Source organism: Actinomadura sp. (assembly GCF_044508335.1).
Taxonomy (GTDB): Bacteria; Actinomycetota; Actinomycetes; order Streptosporangiales; family Streptosporangiaceae; genus Spirillospora.
The window spans coordinates 76,986-92,362 of record NZ_JBIQHY010000005.1; the positions used below are offsets into that span (position 1 = coordinate 76,986).

A 15,377-nucleotide genomic window follows, 5' to 3' on the forward strand; every position below is an offset into this window, starting at 1 on the left:
CTACCTGTCCGATCCTCGCGAGACCGCCCTGGAGAAGATGTGCCAGGCCGTCCGCCAGGACCGGCGGGCAGCGGGTTCGGGACCCGCCGCCGGACCGCTCAACCCCGCGGGTCTGGGTTCAGAAACCCCCGAAGTCGGAGTACACGCTGTACAGGCCGGACCGGTAGGGCACTTCGGGAAGCGGATCGTTGACCCGCGGCTTCGGGATGCTGATCTCGATTGATACCGGTGGCTCCCACTTGTGGGTTTCGAAGATCGTCCGGAGTTCGGGGTCGGCGATGCCCGCGGCGCCGGTGGCCGCGACGCGGGACAGGGCGTCCAGCGACAGCGCCCGGTCCAGCGCACGGCGCAGCCGCCGGGCCCGCCGGACCCGGCCCCACTGCCACAGCGCCCGGACGCGGGAGCCCGGCAGCAGCCGCTCGGCCCGAAGCCGCCGGCCGACCTCCTCGACCGCCGGGGAGGCCGCGATCATCAGCACGGTCCGGCCGAGCACCCTGCCGACCTTCGGTACGACCTTCAGCGCGGCGGTCTCGACGGGGTCGCGGGGTTCGCGGCGTTCCGCGTACACCCGGTGCCGATCCGGCGAGACCCTGATCTGACCGTCTCCGGCCAACCTGACCAGCACGGTCATCGCGACACGCTCGGGACCGCCGCACAGGTAGGCGATCTCGTAGGGGCCGAGCTCGGTGTGATCGCGCATCAGTTCCACTTTCAACAAAGGCTGTGACAGTTCGAACGCTTTCTGGTCAGACGCACTGTGCTCCGCGGACGTTCCGCCGTCAACTGGGCGCCGTGCCGGAGCCACAGCGGTGTCGGCGATCACGTCGGTGACGGCGCTGAGGCACACGTAGTCGCGGCTGAGTCCCTGGTAGTCGCGGAGCAGCGGCTCGACGGCGCCGGGGCATGGACGCGGCCACCGCCTGGGCTATCAGCGTGGCCGCCGCGGACCATGCCCGGGGGCTTCCGCCGCGTGTCAGGCGCAGCGTGATGTCGCCGTGGCGGAGTCCCGCCCGGGCGCCGAGTCAACGCCGTACTGAGGTCGGCACGTCCAGCGAGTACGGCGACCCGTGTTCGCGCTTGATAGTCCGGCGGACGATCTTCCACAGAGATTCGGAATACCCTCCCCGCAACGAAATGGTCTCGAAATATTCGTTCCGGTGACACGTACGATCTGCACGCGGACTAGATAACCAACCGGCTGGTTGGTATGTGTCGTTTTGGTGTCTCTGCATCGCCCGGCGAGCGGAGGGCGAGCGGGCTGTTACGATCTTGCCTGCACAGCCAGACGAGAGGCGCGGGGACGCGTTTCCCATCGTGTTCATTGCTGCAGAACGGGCCTGAATGACGACGACACCCGCGGCGGACGACCCCCCTTCGCCGCCCATGGACACCGGCCCGGTTGCCGCAAGACCGACGTGGAACGCGCTCGCCGCGCGCATGCCCGCCTCCCTCGTCGGCCGCGCCGTCAGGGCCATCTACCCGCGCGTCGAGCCGGAACTGGCGAAACTCTCCGACTACCTCCCGCGCGGAGGCACCGCCGTCGACGTCGGCGGCTGGTTCGGCCCCTGGACTCAGCGCCTCCTCACCCTGGCCGACCGCGTCGTGACCATCGAGGCCGTCCCCGTCATGGCCGACCTTCTGCGCCGCACCTTCCCGCACGCTCAGGTCGTCCAGGCCGCCGCCTCCGACCAGTGCGGACGAACACGGATCTGGATTCCGCGCACCGGTCCCTACCCCGGCACCTCGACGCTGCGGACGATCTCAGGAACACCGATCACCGTCCCCGAGATCACTCTGGACAGCCTCGAACTCAAGAACGTCCGTTTCATCAAGATGGACATAGAAGGCCACGAGCTCGCGGCCCTGCACGGCGCCCGCCAGACCATTGAACGCGACCTCCCCCATCTGCTCCTCGAACTCGAAAGTCGCCACCAAGACGTCGCACTCGTGCTCGACCTGCTCACCATCCTTGGCTACACCGGCCATGTCTTCGCCGACGACCGCTGGACCCCCCTCGACCGATTCGATCTGATCGGCCACCAGCAAGCCACCGTCCACCAACTCCAACGCAGTCTTGTCAGCCGAGCCCTCCGCCCCGGCCGCCGCTACATCAACACCGTCCTATTCACTCCTGACTGCAACGTTTGAGGGTTGATTTCGCGGGCCCGACCGTCTCGACCAGAAATGCGACATGCCGTTCCGCGGTGCTTCGTCGCCGCTGTCGCGGCCGCGCCCCGCGAACCGCTACCCGGCAATCTCAAAAATGATCATTTGGCACTTTCGTTGTGCGATCAAAACAGCTGTGCGATCCACGCGACGGAGCTTGATGGGCCGCACGAGCACGGCGGCAGCCACGCGGCGAAGACGGAGAGGGTCGAACATCCGGCCGCCGGAATGATCGGCGCCGCGATGAGCGGAGCGGCGGCGACCGCTCCGCTGCCCGCCGTGTTCATCGCCCCGAGCCGCCGGCCGCGGTCGTTCTCCCGGGGCAGGATTTCGGTGACCAGGGCCTGGTCGATCGCGAAGTAGACGCCGTATCCCGCGCCGAGCGCGGCCGCGGCGAGCACCGCCGCCGCCAATACCGGGACCCCGGCGGGGTCGTCACATCCGCCCGGCCCCGGGCAGTCGCGGCCGGTCCGCCCGCTCGCGCCCGCGGCCGGGCGCGGGGTCAGCGGGCGGGGCCGCAGAGGGCCGTGGGGAGGGCGTCGCCCATGGCCTCGTCCAGGGCCTGGCCGCCGCCGGGGTTGAGGTTGACCATGACCGTGGCCTGCCTGCCGGCGGCGGCGCCCGCCCGGACGCTGAAGCCGAGCATGTCGCCGTCGTGGCCCCAGAAGCCGCGGGGGCAGCCCGGGCGGTCCTTCGCGGGGAGCCACTCCAGCCCCAGGCCGTACTCGGAACCCGAATCGCGCCCGGTGGGGCGGGTGTCCAGCATTTCGCGCAGTTGCGCGGGCTTCAGCAGGCCGCCGTGCAGGAGCACCGCCAGGAAGCGGTCGAGGTCGGACGCGCTGGAGATCATCCCGCCCGCGGCTCCGGCGACGGTCGGGTTGAGGCGCGTGATGTCCACCAGGTCGGCCGCGGGGCGCACGTAGCCGCGCGGGTGCGGCCCGGGGATGCCGGGGGCGTCGCTCGGCGGGAACGTGTCGTCGAGCCCGAGCGGGACGATGATCCGCCGGCGGACCTCATGGGCGTAGGTGTGGCCCGTCACCCTCTCGATGATCATCCCGGCCAGCAGGTAGTTGGTGTTGGAGTAGCCCCATCCCCGGCCGGGGGTGAATTCGCGGCGATGCGGCAGGGCGATGTCCACCAGCTCCCGCGCGTCCCAGTGCCGGAGCGGGTCGTTGAGGATGTCGAGAGGCGACAGGTAGTCCAGGACGTCCGGCAGGCCGCTGGTGTGCTGGAGGAGCTGGCGGACGGTGATCTCCCGGCCGTCGTTGTCGGCGCCGCGCACCATCCCCGGCAGGTACCGCTCCACAGGGGCGTCGAGGTCGATCCAGCCTTCGCCGGCGAGCTGGAGCACCACGGTGGCGGTGAACGTCTTGGTGATGCTGCCGATCCGGAAGCGGCTGCGGGGGTCGACCGGGGCGCCCGTCCGGATGTCGGCCACGCCGCTGGTGGCCACATGGCGGCCGCCCCGGCCGTCGACCTGCGCCAGGGCCCCGGGGGACCCGCCCGGCCCGGTGAGCCGCTCCACCACCGGCCGCAGCCGGTCGCGCCCGTCCGCGGCCGCCGGGCCTGCGGATGCCGCCACCGCGACGGCCGCGCTCACCACCGCGGCATGCCTGAGCATGGATTTCTTTGTGATCATGCCGTCACGATAGGTACCGGCGGACCGGCCGCACATCCATCGCGTGAGCCATCCGCGCCCTCCCCCTCGACGGGGAACGCGCGAGCACCGGCGCCCCCCAGCGGCCGATGCCCAGGGGCCAGTGGACGCGGGACGCCAGTGCCTTCTTGCTGATCTCGCCCACCGGGCCGCGGGGGAAGCGGCGTCCTCCACATGCCCATTGGCAATACACACGTATGGTATACATGTTTATCGGAGATTGAACGCTTGTATTGGAGAGTGGATGACCGCGGAGAGGAACCCCGCGCCGGAGGATCTGACCGCCCGCGCCCGCATCCGGGACGCGGCGCTCCTGCAGTTCGCCGAGCGCGGCACGAAGGGCGCGACGTTCCGCGGGATCGCCGAGGCCGCCGGCGTGTCGGTCGGGCTCGTCCAGCACCACTTCGGGTCGAAGGACGAGCTGCGCGAGGCGTGCGACGCCTACGCGCTCGACACGGTCCGCCGGCTCAGCGCCGCCACCGGCGGCGCCGGCGAACCCGGCTTCCATGCCTGGGCGGAGCGGCTCGGCCTGCCGGTGCGCCGCTACCTCGCCCGCGCGATCGTCGACGGCTCCCCCGCGGCGGCCCGGCTGTTCGACGACCTCGTCGCCACCACCGAGCGGTACATCGCCAACCCCCCGCCGGGGTTCGGCGTCCCCGGCACCCGCGACCCGCACGCCTTCGCCGCCGCGGTCGTCGCGATGACCGTCGGCGTCGAGGTGCTGCACGAGCACCTGTCGCGGGTGCTCGGCGCCGACACCTTCACGACCGAGGGCTCGCTGCGGCTGCGGCGCGCCCTCCTGGACGTCTTCGCGAGCCGGATGATCAGCCCGGAGATCGCCGCGCGGGGCCACGCGGCGCTGGACGCCTACGAAGCGGCACTCGCCGAGGAGCGGAACGATGAATGACGTGATAGCGGCCGAGGGCCTGGTCAAGACGTTCGGCCGGACGCGCGCCCTGGACGGCCTCGACCTGACCGTCCAGGCCGGCGAGGTGCACGGCTTCCTCGGCCCGAACGGCGCGGGGAAATCGACCACCATCCGCGTGCTGCTGGGGCTGATGCGCGCCGACGCCGGACGGGCGCGGCTGCTCGGCGGCGACCCCTGGCGCGACGCCACCGCCCTGCACCGCCGCCTCGCCTACGTCCCGGGGGACGTCACGCTGTGGCCGAACCTGTCCGGCGGCGAGGTCGTCGACCTGCTCGGGCGGCTGCGCGGCGGCCTCGATCCGCGCCGCCGCGCCGAGCTGCTCGACCGGTTCGAGCTCGACCCGCGCAAGAAGGGCCGCGCCTACTCCAAGGGCAACCGGCAGAAGGTCGCGCTCGTCGCCGCGTTCGCGTCCGACGCGGAGCTGCTGCTCCTCGACGAGCCCACCTCCGGCCTCGACCCGCTCATGGAGGAGGTATTCCAGGAGTGCGTCCGGGAGGAGCGGCGCAGCGGCCGGACGGTGCTCCTGTCGAGCCACATCCTGTCCGAAGTGGAGGCGCTCTGCGACCGCGTCACCATCATCCGCAAGGGCCGGACGGTCGAGACCGGCACGCTCGGCGAGCTGCGGCACCTGACCCGCACGTCCGTCCGCGCCGAGCTCGCGGGGCCGCCCGGCGGCGTCCCGCTGCCCGGGGCGCACGACGTCCGCATCGACGGCAACAGCATCGCGTTCGAGGTCGACACCCCCGAGCTGGACGCCGCGCTCCAGCAGCTCACGCGGATCGGCGTCCGCGCGCTGACGAGCCGGCCGCCGACGCTCGAAGAGCTCTTCCTCCGCCACTACGAGGACGACCTCGCCCGGGAGGCGGCGTCGTGACCGCCACGACCCTGCGCCCGCCGGCCCGCGCCGCCCGCGGCGCAGGCGGCCTGTCCGGCGCCGCTCCGCTGCTGAGGATGTGGCTACGCCGCGACCGGATCATGATGCCCGCGTGGATCTACGGGCTGACCGCGTACGTGTCCAGCAGCGCCTACGGCTTCAAGAACGAGTACGACACGCCGGAGGCCATCGCGGACTTCGCGCGCGGCGTCAACGGCAACCCGTCCACGCGGGCGCTGTACGGGCCCGTCCTGAACGGCGACACGGCCGCCGGGCTCAGCGTGTGGCGCGTCGGCGCGACCGGCGCCGCGTTCACCGCCGTCATGTGCGTGCTGCTGGTCGTGCGGCACACCCGCGCCGAGGAGGAGACCGGGCGGCTGGAGCTGGTCGGCGCCGCCGCCGTCGGGCGCCGCGCGCCGCTGACCGCCGCGCTGGTGACCGCCGCGGCCGCGGCCGCCGCCGCAGCCGCCGCGGTCACCGCCGTGCTGGTCCTCTTCGGGCTGCCCGCCGCCGGATCCGCCGCGCTGGGCCTGTCCTGGTTCGGCACCGGGCTGGTGTTCGCGGGCGTCGCGGCGGTCACCGCGCAGCTCGCCGAGACGTCCCGGCTCGCCAACGGCCTCGCGTTCGCCGTCCTCGGCGCCGCGTACCTGGTCCGGGCCGCGGCCGACGCCGGCGAGGTGCGCTGGCTGTCGTGGCCGTCCCCGATCGGCTGGGCGCAGCACGTCCGCCCGTGCGCGGGCGAGCAGTGGGCCGTCCTGCTCCTCCCCCTGGCCGCGTCCGCGGTGCTGATCGCCGTCGCGTACGCGCTGACCGAGCGCCGCGACCTCGGCGCCGGGATCCTGCCCGCGCCCCTCGGCCCGGCCCATGCCGCGCCGTCGCTGCGCGGCCCGCTCGCGCTCTCCTGGCGGCTGCAGCGCGGCGCGCTCCTCGGCTGGTCCGCCGCGTTCCTGGTGTACGGGCTGGCGATCGGCGGCATCGCGGCCGGCGCGGACGACCTGGCCGGCGGCAGCGCGGCGATGGCGGACGACATCCGCAGGCTGGGCGGCCGGCGGGACCTCACCGACGCGCTCCTCGCCACCGCCATGGGCCTCATGGGCCTGTTCGCGGCCGCCTACGCCGTGCAGGGCGTGCTGCGGCTGCGCGCCGAGGAGGGCAGCGGACGCCTCGAACCGCTCCTCGCCGCCCCGGTCGGCCGCGTCCGCTGGGCCCTCTCCGGGCTGGCGACCACGGTCTTCGGCACGGTCGTCCTGCTCGCGCTCACCGGCGCCGCCGTCGGGCTCGTCCACGGCGCCCGCACCCACGACCTCGGCGGCCAGCTCCCCCGCCAGCTCGGCGCCGCGCTCGCGCAGCTGCCGGCCGCCTGGGTCATCGCCGCCGCGACGTTCCTGATCTTCGGGCTCCTCCCCCGCGCCACGGCCGCGGGCTGGGGCGTCCTGGCCGCCTGCCTCCTCCTCGGCCAGGCGGGCCCCCTCCTCGGCCTGCCGCAGGCGGTCCTGGACGTCTCCCCGTTCACCCACACCCCGAAGCTCCCCGGCGCGGAGGCGGCCCCGCTCCCCTTCCTGGCCCTCACCGCCACGGCCGTCGCCCTGGCGGCGGCCGGCCTGGCGGCCTTCCGCCGCCGCGACGTCGGCTGACGCTACGAGGCGGGGTGGTCGGGGTGGGCGAGGAGCCAGGTCCAGATCTCCACCGGGTCCTCAGCGGTGTGCTGGGCGCCGCAGTGGCAGATCCCGGTGAGGGTGTCCGAGCCCGGGGACCACTCGACCCGCAGGCGGCCCGTGCTCATCGGGCCGTCTGCCGCGCCAGGATGCGGCGGGCGGCCAGGCCGCCGGTGTCGATGTTGATGGACAGCTCCTGGTAGCCCTCCGGCTCGGACGCGATCACCTTCTCCAGGATGTTCAGCGCCTCCACGTCCTGCAGGACGACCGTGCGGTTGCTCTCGGCGAGGAAGTCGGAGACCTTCTGGTCGTCCAGGGCGAAGTCGCGGGCGACGAGCCAGAAGTCGTGCGTGCTCGTCTCGGTCTCCGGGGTGATGGCGTAGCCGACCTCGACGTGGAACGCCTTGGAGTCGTCGCCGTCCGGGGCGGGCTCCACGCCGGTGGGCGCGATGCGGCTGTGCAGGAGGTAGAGGCACGGCGGGTGGTACTCGATGTCCTGCCAGCGGTCGATGCGGCCCTCGATGCCGGTCGACTGGGAGTAGAACGGCGGGCACTCGACGTCCTTCATGCGGCGGCTCACGTAGACGATGCCCGCCTCCTCGTCGACCTCCGTGTTGATGGGGGTCTGCGCCACCTCCGGCGTGCCGATGTAGCCGGCGTGCAGGTACGTCTCGTGGGACAGGTCGAGCAGGTTGTCGACGAGCAGCTCGTAGCGGGCCGCGAGGGGCTCCATCCCGCGGACCGTCGTGTAGTCCGGCGAATCGAACCACGTGGCGCGCGGGATCGCGGCGGCGTCGCCCTCGCCGTCGCCGATCCACACCCAGACGAAGGAGTCCTGCTCCACCACCTGGTAGGCGGGGACGCGGGCGGTGCGGGGGATGCGGGTCTGGCCGGGGACGGCGACGCACACGCCGTCGGGCGCGTAGGTGAAGCCGTGGTAGCCGCAGACGATCCGGTCGCCGTCCCGGTTGCTCTCCGAGAGCGGGAAGCGGCGGTGCACGCAGCGGTCGGCGAGCGCGACGGCCTCCCCCGCCCCGGTGCGATACATGACGAGGGGCTCGCCGCAGATCGTCCGGGCGAGCAGGCCGTCGCCGACCTCCTGGCTGTAGGCGGCCACATACCACTGGTTCCGTGCGAAGACCATGGGCGCTCCTCCGAGATCGGTGGGGGGTCACGACGACCATCGCGGGGGCGCGGTGACGGAGGCCACATCGATTCCGTCCAACGGAAGAACCCGGTCAGCGGCTGTGCAGCGCGGTCTCCGGGGGCCGCAGGGCGCGGGGCGCGCCGAGGGCGCGGGAGATGCCGCGGGCGCTGGCGCGGACGACCGGGATCAGCGCCCGCGCGTCCCACCCGTCGGACGGGACGACGATCGCGACGGCGGCGACGACCGTGTCGTCCGGGCCGTAGACGGGCGCGCCGACCGACAGCGCGAACGTCTCGACCTGCCCGTCGCTGATCGCCACGCCGGTGCGCCGGACCTCGGCGAGGACGCGCCGCAGCTCCGGCCCGGTGGCGATCGTCCGGTCGGTGAAGCGGCGCAGCGGCCCGGCGATGGCCCGCTCCTGCAGGGCCGGGTCGGCGTGCGCGAGCATCGCGAGGCCGACGCCCGTCGCGTGCGCGGGCCACCGGCCGCCGACGCGGGACAGCACGTGCACGGCGTCGCGGGCGGAGATCCGCTCGATGTAGACGACGTCGAGGCCGTCCAGGACGGCGAGGTGCACGTTCTCGTGCGTCGCCTCGTACAGGTCCTCCAGGAACGGCATCGCGGCGGCGCGCAGCGCGGGGCCGCGGGGCGCGAGCGCGGCGACCTCGAACAGCCGGAGGCCGATGCGGTAGAGGCCGTCGGCGTCGCGTTCCAGCGCGCCCCAGCAGGTCAGCTCGCCGACGAGGCGGTGCGCGGTCGACAGCGGCAGGCCCGCGCGCCGGCTGATCTGCGTGATGGTGAGCGCGGCGCGGTCGGCGGAGAACGCCTCCAGGATGTCCAGGACGCGGCTGGTCACGGTGGGCCGCGTCCTGGTGCCCCGGGCCGTCATCGGTCGCCGAACTCCTCCCTGAGCCGAGCCTTGAGGATCTTCCCGGCGGCGTTGCGGGGGATCTCCTCGGCGAGCACGGCCGATTTGGGGATCTTGTACTTGGCCAGTCTGCCGGACAGGGCGGCGAGCACCTTCTCCGGGCTCACGTCCGCGCCGGGGCGCGGCACGAGCACGGCGCGGCCGACCTCGCCCCACTCGGCGTCCGGGACGCCGATGACCGCGCACTCCACGACGTCGGGGGCGGCCGCGAGGATCGCGTGCTCGACCTCGGCCGGGTACACGTTCTCGCCGCCGGAGATGATGACGTCCTTCATGCGGTCGACGATGTAGGCGTAGCCGTCGGCGTCGAGGCGGGCGGCGTCGCCGCTGCGGAACCAGCCGTCGCTGAACACGGCGGCGGTGTCGTCGGGGCGCCCCCAGTAGCCGCGCATGACGTGCGGGCCCTGGACGACGACCTCACCGGTCTCGCCCGGGGCGACGTCGGCCATGTCGGCGTCGACGACGCGCACGTCGCTGAAGAAGTGCGGCACCCCGGCCGACCCTGCCTTCGAGACGGCGTGCTCGGCGTCGAGGAAGAGCGTGCCGGGGGCGGCCTCGGTCATCCCGTAGCCCTGCAGGAACGTCAGGCCGCGCTTCTGGTAGGTCTCGATGAGCGACGGCGGCACGGGGGCGCCGCCGCAGGTGAGGATCCGCAGGGAGGACAGGTCGGCCTCCGCCCAGCCCGGCTCCCGGGCGACCCGCTCGAACATCGTCGGCACCCCGAACATGAACGTGATCCGCTGCTCCTCGATCATGGAGAGCGTCGCGGCCGGGTCGAACGCGGCGACGAGCACGCACGTCCCGCCCTTGAGCAGCACCGGCAGCGTGAGCATGTTGAGCCCGGCGGTGTGGAACAGCGGCGCCGACACGAGCGCCCGCTCCCCCGCGACCAGGTCGTGGTCGATGAGGACGTTGACGGCGTTCCAGGTGATGTTGCCGTGGGTGAGCGTCGCGCCCTTGGGCCGCCCCGTCGTCCCCGACGTGTACATGATCATGCAGGGCTCGTCGAGCGCGACGGGGAGGTCGAGGGGGTCGTCGTCGGCGCCGGCGAGCAGTTCCTCGTAGCGGTCGAGCGGGATGTGCTCGCGGCCGCCGGGCAGACCGCCCACCAGCTCGGCGTGCGACGGCCCGTGGACGAGGGCGGACACCCCCGCGTCGTCCAGCTGGTAGGCGATCTCCGGGCCGGCGAGCCGGGTGTTCAGCGGGACGAAGATCCCGCCGAGCATGCCAGTCGCGAACAGCGTCTCCAGGAACGACGGATGGTTGGGGCCGAGGTAGGCGACCCGGTCGCCGTGCCGTATCCCCAGGTCGCGCAGCGCGCGGGCGAGGCGCGCGACGCGGCCGAGCAGGCCGGCGTAGGTGAGCGCCGTCCCCTCGTGGACGAGCGCGTCGGTCCCCGGGGTCTTGCGGGCGCGGCGCGCGGGCCACGACCCGAGTCCTTCGTTGCGCATGCGCGTCACTCCTCCGTCGGTTGCGAGGCCCTGCGGCGATCCCACCACGCGGTGGCGGACGGCACGAGCCCCTTCGGCAGGAACAGCACGACCGCGATGAGCAGCAGCCCGTACACCGCGTAGGAGAGCACGGTCGGCGCCGACGCCGGCATGCCCTCGCGCGTGCCGATGTCGTTCAGCAGCTGCAGGAGCAGCGTGATGGCGGTGGCTCCGGCGAGCGCCCCCCAGATCGTCCCGGCGCCGCCGACGACGACCATCACGACGTACTCGAACGACAGCAGGACGGGGAACGAGCCGGGCGCGACGTAGCCGATGTAGAAGGCGTAGATGCCGCCCGCGAGGCCGGCGAACCCGGCGGACAGCGCGAACACGGCCTGCTTGTAGGCGGCGACCGGCACCCCCGACGACGCGGCGGCGACCTCGCTCGTCGCGAGCGCCCGCAGCCCGCGCCCGGGCCGGGACGCCACGATGTGCCGGGTGACCAGCACGACGAGGCCGAGCGCGCCGAGCGCCAGGTAGGCGTAGGAGATCTCGCCCGCGAACTCGTACCCGGCGACCTGGAGGCGCGGCACGCCCTGCAGCCCGATGTCGCCGCCCGTCCAGTCCTGCCGTCCCACGAGGCTGAGCAGGATGAGCTGGACGGCGAGGGTCGCGAACGCGAGCTGGTGGCCGCGCAGCCGCAGCAGCGGCCCGCCGACCAGCGCCGCGCACCCCGCCGCGACGACCGGCGCGAGCAGCAGGCCGAGCCAGGTCGGCACGCCGTGCGTCGCGCTCAGCGCCGCCGTGTACCCGCCGATCATGGTGAAGGCCGCCTGGCCGAGCGAGACCTGCCCGGCGAATCCCATCAGCATCGACAGGCCGACGACGACGATCGCGGCCAGCAGGAGCAGCACGTACACCGACACCTGCGTCTCCGGCAGCAGCACCGGGGCGAGCAGCGCCGCGGCGGCGACGGCCGCCGCGATGAGCGCCCCGGGCGCGGGCCGCCGGCGCACGGCCGCGGCGGCCGCCGGCGGGGACTTGCGGACGGACACGCTCATCGGGCGGCCTCCTCCTGCAGCGCGGTCCTCCGCGAGGCCCGCACCATCATGATGGCCAGCATCAGCGCCAGCGCGACGACGGTCTGGTAGGACGCCTCGCCGTAGCCCGCGACCATCGACTCCGCCACGCCGAGCGTCAGCGCCCCGGCGAGCGCGACGACCGGGCGGTTCAGGCCGCCGAGCACCGCCGCCGCGAACCCGTTGGTGATCAGCAGGACGTCGCTGTTGTAGGAGATGGGCTGCAGCGGCGTGAGCAGCACTCCGGCGAGGCCCCCGAGCATCCCGCCGAGCGCGAACGCGACCAGGCCCATCCGCACCGGGTCGATCCCCATGGTGCGCGCCGCGTACGGGTTGGACGCGCACGCGCTGAGCGCCTTGCCCGCGTAGGTGCGCCCGAAGAACAGGGCGAGCAGCGCGAACACGGCGGCCGCGACCCCGATGACGAGGAACGACTGCTTCTGCACATGCGCGCCGAACAGCGTCACGGCGCCCCGCAGCCCGGGATGCGAACGCGGGTTGTCGCCCCAGATCATGATCTCCACCGCGTACGCCAGGAAGCCGATCCCGAGCGTGACGATCAGCGCCGACTGCGGGGACGTGCCGCGCTTCCCGGTCGCGGCGATCCCGACCGCGAGCCCGACCGCGCCCGCGACGGCCACCGCGCCGGCCTCGGCCGCGCCGTGCGGCAGCCCGGCCGCCAGCAGCGACCCGGCCGTCATGCCGCCGACGACGGCGAACATGCCCTGCGCGAAGTTCACCACCCGGGTCACCCGGTGGATCGCGACGAGGCCGCTGGCCAGCAGCGCGAAGCCGCAGCCGACGGCGATCCCGGAGACGAGGTACTGCAGGAACGCGCTCATGTCCCCTCCTCGGTGCCGGCTGACCCGCCGAGGTATGCGTCGGCGAGGTCGGGGCCCGCCGCGAGGTCGGCGGCGGTGCCCTCGGCGCGGATGCGGCCCGCCTCCAGGACGTAGCCGCGCGAGCACAGGTCGAGCGCCAGCCGCGCGTTCTGCTCGATCAGCAGGACGGCGAGGCCGCGCTCGGCGTTCAGCCGGCGCAGGTGCTCGGCGAGCCCGGCGGTGACGAGCGGCGCGAGGCCGAGCGACAGCTCGTCCACGACGATCGCGTCCGGCTCGGCCATCAGCGCCCGCCCGAACGCGACCATCTGCTGCTCGCCGCCCGACAGCGACCCGGCGCGCCGCCCGCGCAGCTCGGCGAGCCGCGGCAGCACCTCGTACACCCGCTCGGTGTCGCGCGCGCCCTTCGCGCGGCGGCGGCGCCAGGCGCCGAGGGCGAGGTTGTCCTCGACGGTCAGGTCGTCGAACATCTGCCGCCCCTCGGGGACGAGCGCGACGCGCCCGCCCAGGTCCACCCGGCCCGCCGCCGGGCGCAGCACGCCGAGGACCGCGTTGACGAGCGAGGTCTTGCCCGCCCCGTTCGGGCCGATCAGCGCGACCAGCTCCCCGGCCCGCACGGTGAGCCCGACCCGGTCGAGCGCGGTCGCCGTCCCGTACCGGACGACGAGGTCGGACACCTCGATCACCGCTGTCATGCGGCCTCCCCCAGGTACGCGGCGATGACGGCGGGGTCGGCGCGGATCTCGTCCGGGGTGCCCTCGGCGATGAGGCGGCCGAGGTCCAGGACGGCGACCCGGTCGGCGAGGCGGGCGACGAACGCGACGTCGTGCTCGACGAGCATCATCGTCAGCCCCTCCGCGCGCAGGCCCTCGATCAGCTGCGCGAGGGCCTCCCGCTCGCCGGCGCGCAGCCCGGACGCCGGCTCGTCCAGCAGCAGGAGCCGGGGGCGCGCGCACAGGGCCCGCGCCACCTGCAGCGACCGCTGCTGCCCGAGCGGCAGGACGTCCGCCGACCGGTGCGCCCAGTCGCGCAGCCCGACCCGGTCGAGCGCGGCCAGGGCGTCCGCCCGGATCGCGGCCTCCTCGCGGCGGTGCGCGGGCAGCCGGAGCGTGGCGGCCAGGAAGCCGTGCCGGGTGCGGGCGTGCGCGCCGACCATGACGTTCTCCAGCGCGGTCATGCCGTGGAAGAGCCGGGCGCCCTGGAACACGATCGCGATGCCGAGCCGGGCGCGCGCGTGCGGGGGCAGCCGGTCGATCCGCCGCCCCGCGTAGGCGAGCGTGCCGTGGTCGGCGGCGAGATGGCCGCTGATCAGGTTGAACAGGGTGGACTTGCCCGCGCCGTTCGGTCCGATCACGGCGCGGGTCTCGCCCTCGGCGACCGTCATCGCGACGTCGCGGACGGCGTACACGCCGCCGAACGCGCGCCCGACGCCGCCGATTTCCAGCAGTGCCGTCATCCGGCTGCCTTCGCGGTCTCGGCGAGCTGCTTCACCGACCACTCGGTGGGGACGAGCTTGCCGTTCTTGACCTGGTTCATCGAGATGTCGGTGGGCTTGAGACCGGAGTGGTCGGTCTTGGAGTAGGTGTACTGGCCGCACGGGGTGACCAGGGTGAGGCTCTCCAGCGCGTCCCGGATCTTCTCCCGGTCGGTGCCGGCCTTCTCGATCGCCGCGGCGAGCAGCTTGACGCCGGCGTAGCCGTCCATCGCGAACTGCGGCGGCTCGTAGCCGTACTTCTGCTTGAACGGCCCGGACATCTCCTGGACGGACTGCTTCAGCTTCCCGTCCGGCAGGTAGTCGCCGACGACGCCGATGGCCGACTGGACGTACACGCCCTCGGCGGCCTTGCCGACCGGGTCGAGCCACAGCTTGCTGGCCTGGGAGCCGGTCATGAAGAGCGGCAGCTTGAGCCCCGACGACGGGTACTGCTTGGCGATGGTGACCCCGGGCGGGCCGCTCGCCCACGCGACGAGGGCCTGCGCGTCGGAGTCGCGGACGTGGGTGAACAGCGGGCTGAAGTCGGAGGCGGTCGTCTCGAACGTCTCCTCCTTGACGATCTGCACGCCGTACTGCCCCGCGTACTTCTGCATGCCGGCGAAGCCCGCCTTGGCGTAGGCGCTCTTGGTGTCGTAGGCGACCGCGACCTTGCTGATCTCGTGCGCCTTGAAGTACGACAGCATCGCCTGCGCGTAGGTGGACGAGATCGCCGGGACCACGAACGTGTACTTGCGGATCGGGTCGACCTGCTCGTCCGCCGGGCTCAGCGAGATGTAGGGGATCTTCTCCCGCTCGGCGAGCGGCTCCACCGCCAGGCCGACGTTGGAGAACGTCGAGCCGATGATCGCGGTGACCTTCTCGGACTTGAGCTTGTTGAAGTGCAGCACGCCCTGGTCCGGAGCGGTCTTGTCGTCGAGGGTGATCAGCTTGATCTTGCGTCCGTCGATGCCGCCCGCGGTGTTGATCTGCTCGACGGCGAGCTCCACGGTCTTCTTCGCCTCACCTCCCAGCGGGGCGTAGTTGCCGGTCAGGGACTCGATGAAGCCGACCTTGAGGGTGGAGCCGCCGCCGGACCCGCCGGACGAGCCGCACGCGGCGGCGGCGAGCACGGTGGCGGCCAGAAGCGGGATGAGTTTGCGCACTTGGGACCTCCCGGGGTGGGCGTGCCCCGAAGTTAGG

The 15,377-nt window shown here is 73.3% G+C and carries 16 protein-coding genes; 4 read left to right on the forward strand and 12 right to left on the reverse strand.

All coding sequences use genetic code 11. The features are described from left to right. Positions 1–118 precede the first annotated feature (118 nt). The gene (locus tag ACIWVC_RS03640; protein ID WP_396453007.1) at positions 119–700 is read right to left on the reverse strand and encodes a TIGR04222 domain-containing membrane protein; all 582 of its coding nucleotides are present in this window, start codon (positions 698–700) and stop codon (positions 119–121) included. 683 nt (positions 701–1,383) lie between these two features. Here ACIWVC_RS03640 and ACIWVC_RS03645 point away from each other — a divergent pair. Beyond that, the gene (locus tag ACIWVC_RS03645) at positions 1,384–2,148 is read left to right on the forward strand and encodes an FkbM family methyltransferase (RefSeq protein WP_396453005.1); all 765 of its coding nucleotides are present in this window, start codon (positions 1,384–1,386) and stop codon (positions 2,146–2,148) included. Positions 2,149–2,291: 143 nt separating this feature from the next. Here ACIWVC_RS03645 and ACIWVC_RS03650 read toward each other — a convergent pair whose 3' ends face one another. Both ACIWVC_RS03650 and ACIWVC_RS03655 read right to left on the reverse strand, forming a co-directional pair. After that, positions 2,292–2,579 carry a hypothetical protein gene (locus ACIWVC_RS03650; protein ID WP_396453003.1) on the reverse strand — a complete coding sequence of 96 codons (288 nt, stop codon included), beginning with the start codon at positions 2,577–2,579 and terminating at the stop codon, positions 2,292–2,294. An 89-nt stretch (positions 2,580–2,668) separates the two neighbouring features. After that, a complete protein-coding gene (locus tag ACIWVC_RS03655) occupies positions 2,669–3,805 on the reverse strand; it encodes a serine hydrolase domain-containing protein (RefSeq protein ID WP_396453001.1) in 1,137 nt (378 codons plus the stop codon). 262 nt (positions 3,806–4,067) lie between these two features. Between ACIWVC_RS03655 and ACIWVC_RS03660 the strand changes: the two genes are divergently transcribed. The 3 genes from ACIWVC_RS03660 to ACIWVC_RS03670 are packed head-to-tail and all read left to right on the forward strand — an operon-like array spanning position 4,068 to position 7,259. Beyond that, positions 4,068–4,730 carry a TetR/AcrR family transcriptional regulator gene (locus ACIWVC_RS03660; protein ID WP_396452999.1) on the forward strand — a complete coding sequence of 221 codons (663 nt, stop codon included), beginning with the start codon at positions 4,068–4,070 and terminating at the stop codon, positions 4,728–4,730. Next, positions 4,723–5,625 carry an ATP-binding cassette domain-containing protein gene (locus ACIWVC_RS03665; protein WP_396453789.1) on the forward strand — a complete coding sequence of 301 codons (903 nt, stop codon included), beginning with the start codon at positions 4,723–4,725 and terminating at the stop codon, positions 5,623–5,625. Before ACIWVC_RS03660 ends, ACIWVC_RS03665 begins: the two co-directional genes overlap by 8 nt. Next, complete coding sequence (locus ACIWVC_RS03670) at positions 5,622–7,259, forward strand: ABC transporter permease (RefSeq protein WP_396448583.1); 1,638 nt, start codon at positions 5,622–5,624, stop codon at positions 7,257–7,259. The genes ACIWVC_RS03665 and ACIWVC_RS03670 overlap by 4 nt, the downstream gene beginning before the upstream one ends. Positions 7,260–7,261: 2 nt before the next feature. Here the strand turns inward: ACIWVC_RS03670 and ACIWVC_RS03675 are convergent, their stop codons facing one another. From ACIWVC_RS03675 to ACIWVC_RS03715, 9 genes are all read right to left on the reverse strand, one after another. Further along, a complete protein-coding gene (locus ACIWVC_RS03675) occupies positions 7,262–7,408 on the reverse strand; it encodes a hypothetical protein (protein WP_396448582.1) in 147 nt (48 codons plus the stop codon). Then, positions 7,405–8,424: a Rieske 2Fe-2S domain-containing protein gene (locus ACIWVC_RS03680; protein ID WP_396448581.1), complete on the reverse strand. Its 1,020-nt coding sequence runs from the start codon at positions 8,422–8,424 to the stop codon at positions 7,405–7,407. Before ACIWVC_RS03680 ends, ACIWVC_RS03675 begins: the two co-directional genes overlap by 4 nt. Positions 8,425–8,518: 94 nt before the next feature. Next, positions 8,519–9,316, reverse strand: coding sequence for an IclR family transcriptional regulator (locus ACIWVC_RS03685; protein WP_396448580.1), 798 nt, complete (start codon positions 9,314–9,316; stop codon positions 8,519–8,521). After that, a complete protein-coding gene (locus ACIWVC_RS03690; protein WP_396448579.1) occupies positions 9,313–10,806 on the reverse strand; it encodes a long-chain fatty acid--CoA ligase in 1,494 nt (497 codons plus the stop codon). The genes ACIWVC_RS03685 and ACIWVC_RS03690 overlap by 4 nt, the downstream gene beginning before the upstream one ends. A gap of 5 nt (positions 10,807–10,811) precedes the next feature. After that, positions 10,812–11,846, reverse strand: coding sequence for a branched-chain amino acid ABC transporter permease (locus tag ACIWVC_RS03695; RefSeq protein WP_396448578.1), 1,035 nt, complete (start codon positions 11,844–11,846; stop codon positions 10,812–10,814). Continuing rightward, entirely contained in the window at positions 11,843–12,706 is an 864-nt protein-coding gene (locus ACIWVC_RS03700) for a branched-chain amino acid ABC transporter permease (protein ID WP_396448577.1), read from the reverse strand. The genes ACIWVC_RS03695 and ACIWVC_RS03700 overlap by 4 nt, the downstream gene beginning before the upstream one ends. Continuing rightward, positions 12,703–13,398 carry an ABC transporter ATP-binding protein gene (locus tag ACIWVC_RS03705; protein ID WP_396448576.1) on the reverse strand — a complete coding sequence of 232 codons (696 nt, stop codon included), beginning with the start codon at positions 13,396–13,398 and terminating at the stop codon, positions 12,703–12,705. Before ACIWVC_RS03705 ends, ACIWVC_RS03700 begins: the two co-directional genes overlap by 4 nt. After that, positions 13,395–14,159 carry an ABC transporter ATP-binding protein gene (locus ACIWVC_RS03710; RefSeq protein WP_396448575.1) on the reverse strand — a complete coding sequence of 255 codons (765 nt, stop codon included), beginning with the start codon at positions 14,157–14,159 and terminating at the stop codon, positions 13,395–13,397. The genes ACIWVC_RS03705 and ACIWVC_RS03710 overlap by 4 nt, the downstream gene beginning before the upstream one ends. Next, complete coding sequence (locus ACIWVC_RS03715; protein WP_396448574.1) at positions 14,156–15,340, reverse strand: ABC transporter substrate-binding protein; 1,185 nt, start codon at positions 15,338–15,340, stop codon at positions 14,156–14,158. The genes ACIWVC_RS03710 and ACIWVC_RS03715 overlap by 4 nt, the downstream gene beginning before the upstream one ends. Positions 15,341–15,377: the final 37 nt, after the last annotated feature.

Bases quoted from the DNA above. Each gene is read 5' to 3' on its own strand.
- ACIWVC_RS03640 (WP_396453007.1), bottom strand. From the start codon at position 700: ATGCGCGATCACACCGAGCTCGGCCCCTACGAGATCGCCTACCTGTGC.
- ACIWVC_RS03645 (WP_396453005.1), top strand. From the start codon at position 1,384: ATGGACACCGGCCCGGTTGCCGCAAGACCGACGTGGAACGCGCTCGCC.
- ACIWVC_RS03655 (WP_396453001.1), bottom strand. From the start codon at position 3,805: ATGATCACAAAGAAATCCATGCTCAGGCATGCCGCGGTGGTGAGCGCG.
- ACIWVC_RS03660 (WP_396452999.1), top strand. From the start codon at position 4,068: ATGACCGCGGAGAGGAACCCCGCGCCGGAGGATCTGACCGCCCGCGCC.
- ACIWVC_RS03665 (WP_396453789.1), top strand. From the start codon at position 4,723: ATGAATGACGTGATAGCGGCCGAGGGCCTGGTCAAGACGTTCGGCCGG.
- ACIWVC_RS03675 (WP_396448582.1), bottom strand. From the start codon at position 7,408: ATGAGCACGGGCCGCCTGCGGGTCGAGTGGTCCCCGGGCTCGGACACC.
- ACIWVC_RS03680 (WP_396448581.1), bottom strand. From the start codon at position 8,424: ATGGTCTTCGCACGGAACCAGTGGTATGTGGCCGCCTACAGCCAGGAG.
- ACIWVC_RS03685 (WP_396448580.1), bottom strand. From the start codon at position 9,316: ATGACGGCCCGGGGCACCAGGACGCGGCCCACCGTGACCAGCCGCGTC.
- ACIWVC_RS03690 (WP_396448579.1), bottom strand. From the start codon at position 10,806: ATGCGCAACGAAGGACTCGGGTCGTGGCCCGCGCGCCGCGCCCGCAAG.
- ACIWVC_RS03695 (WP_396448578.1), bottom strand. From the start codon at position 11,846: ATGAGCGTGTCCGTCCGCAAGTCCCCGCCGGCGGCCGCCGCGGCCGTG.
- ACIWVC_RS03700 (WP_396448577.1), bottom strand. From the start codon at position 12,706: ATGAGCGCGTTCCTGCAGTACCTCGTCTCCGGGATCGCCGTCGGCTGC.
- ACIWVC_RS03705 (WP_396448576.1), bottom strand. From the start codon at position 13,398: ATGACAGCGGTGATCGAGGTGTCCGACCTCGTCGTCCGGTACGGGACG.
- ACIWVC_RS03710 (WP_396448575.1), bottom strand. From the start codon at position 14,159: ATGACGGCACTGCTGGAAATCGGCGGCGTCGGGCGCGCGTTCGGCGGC.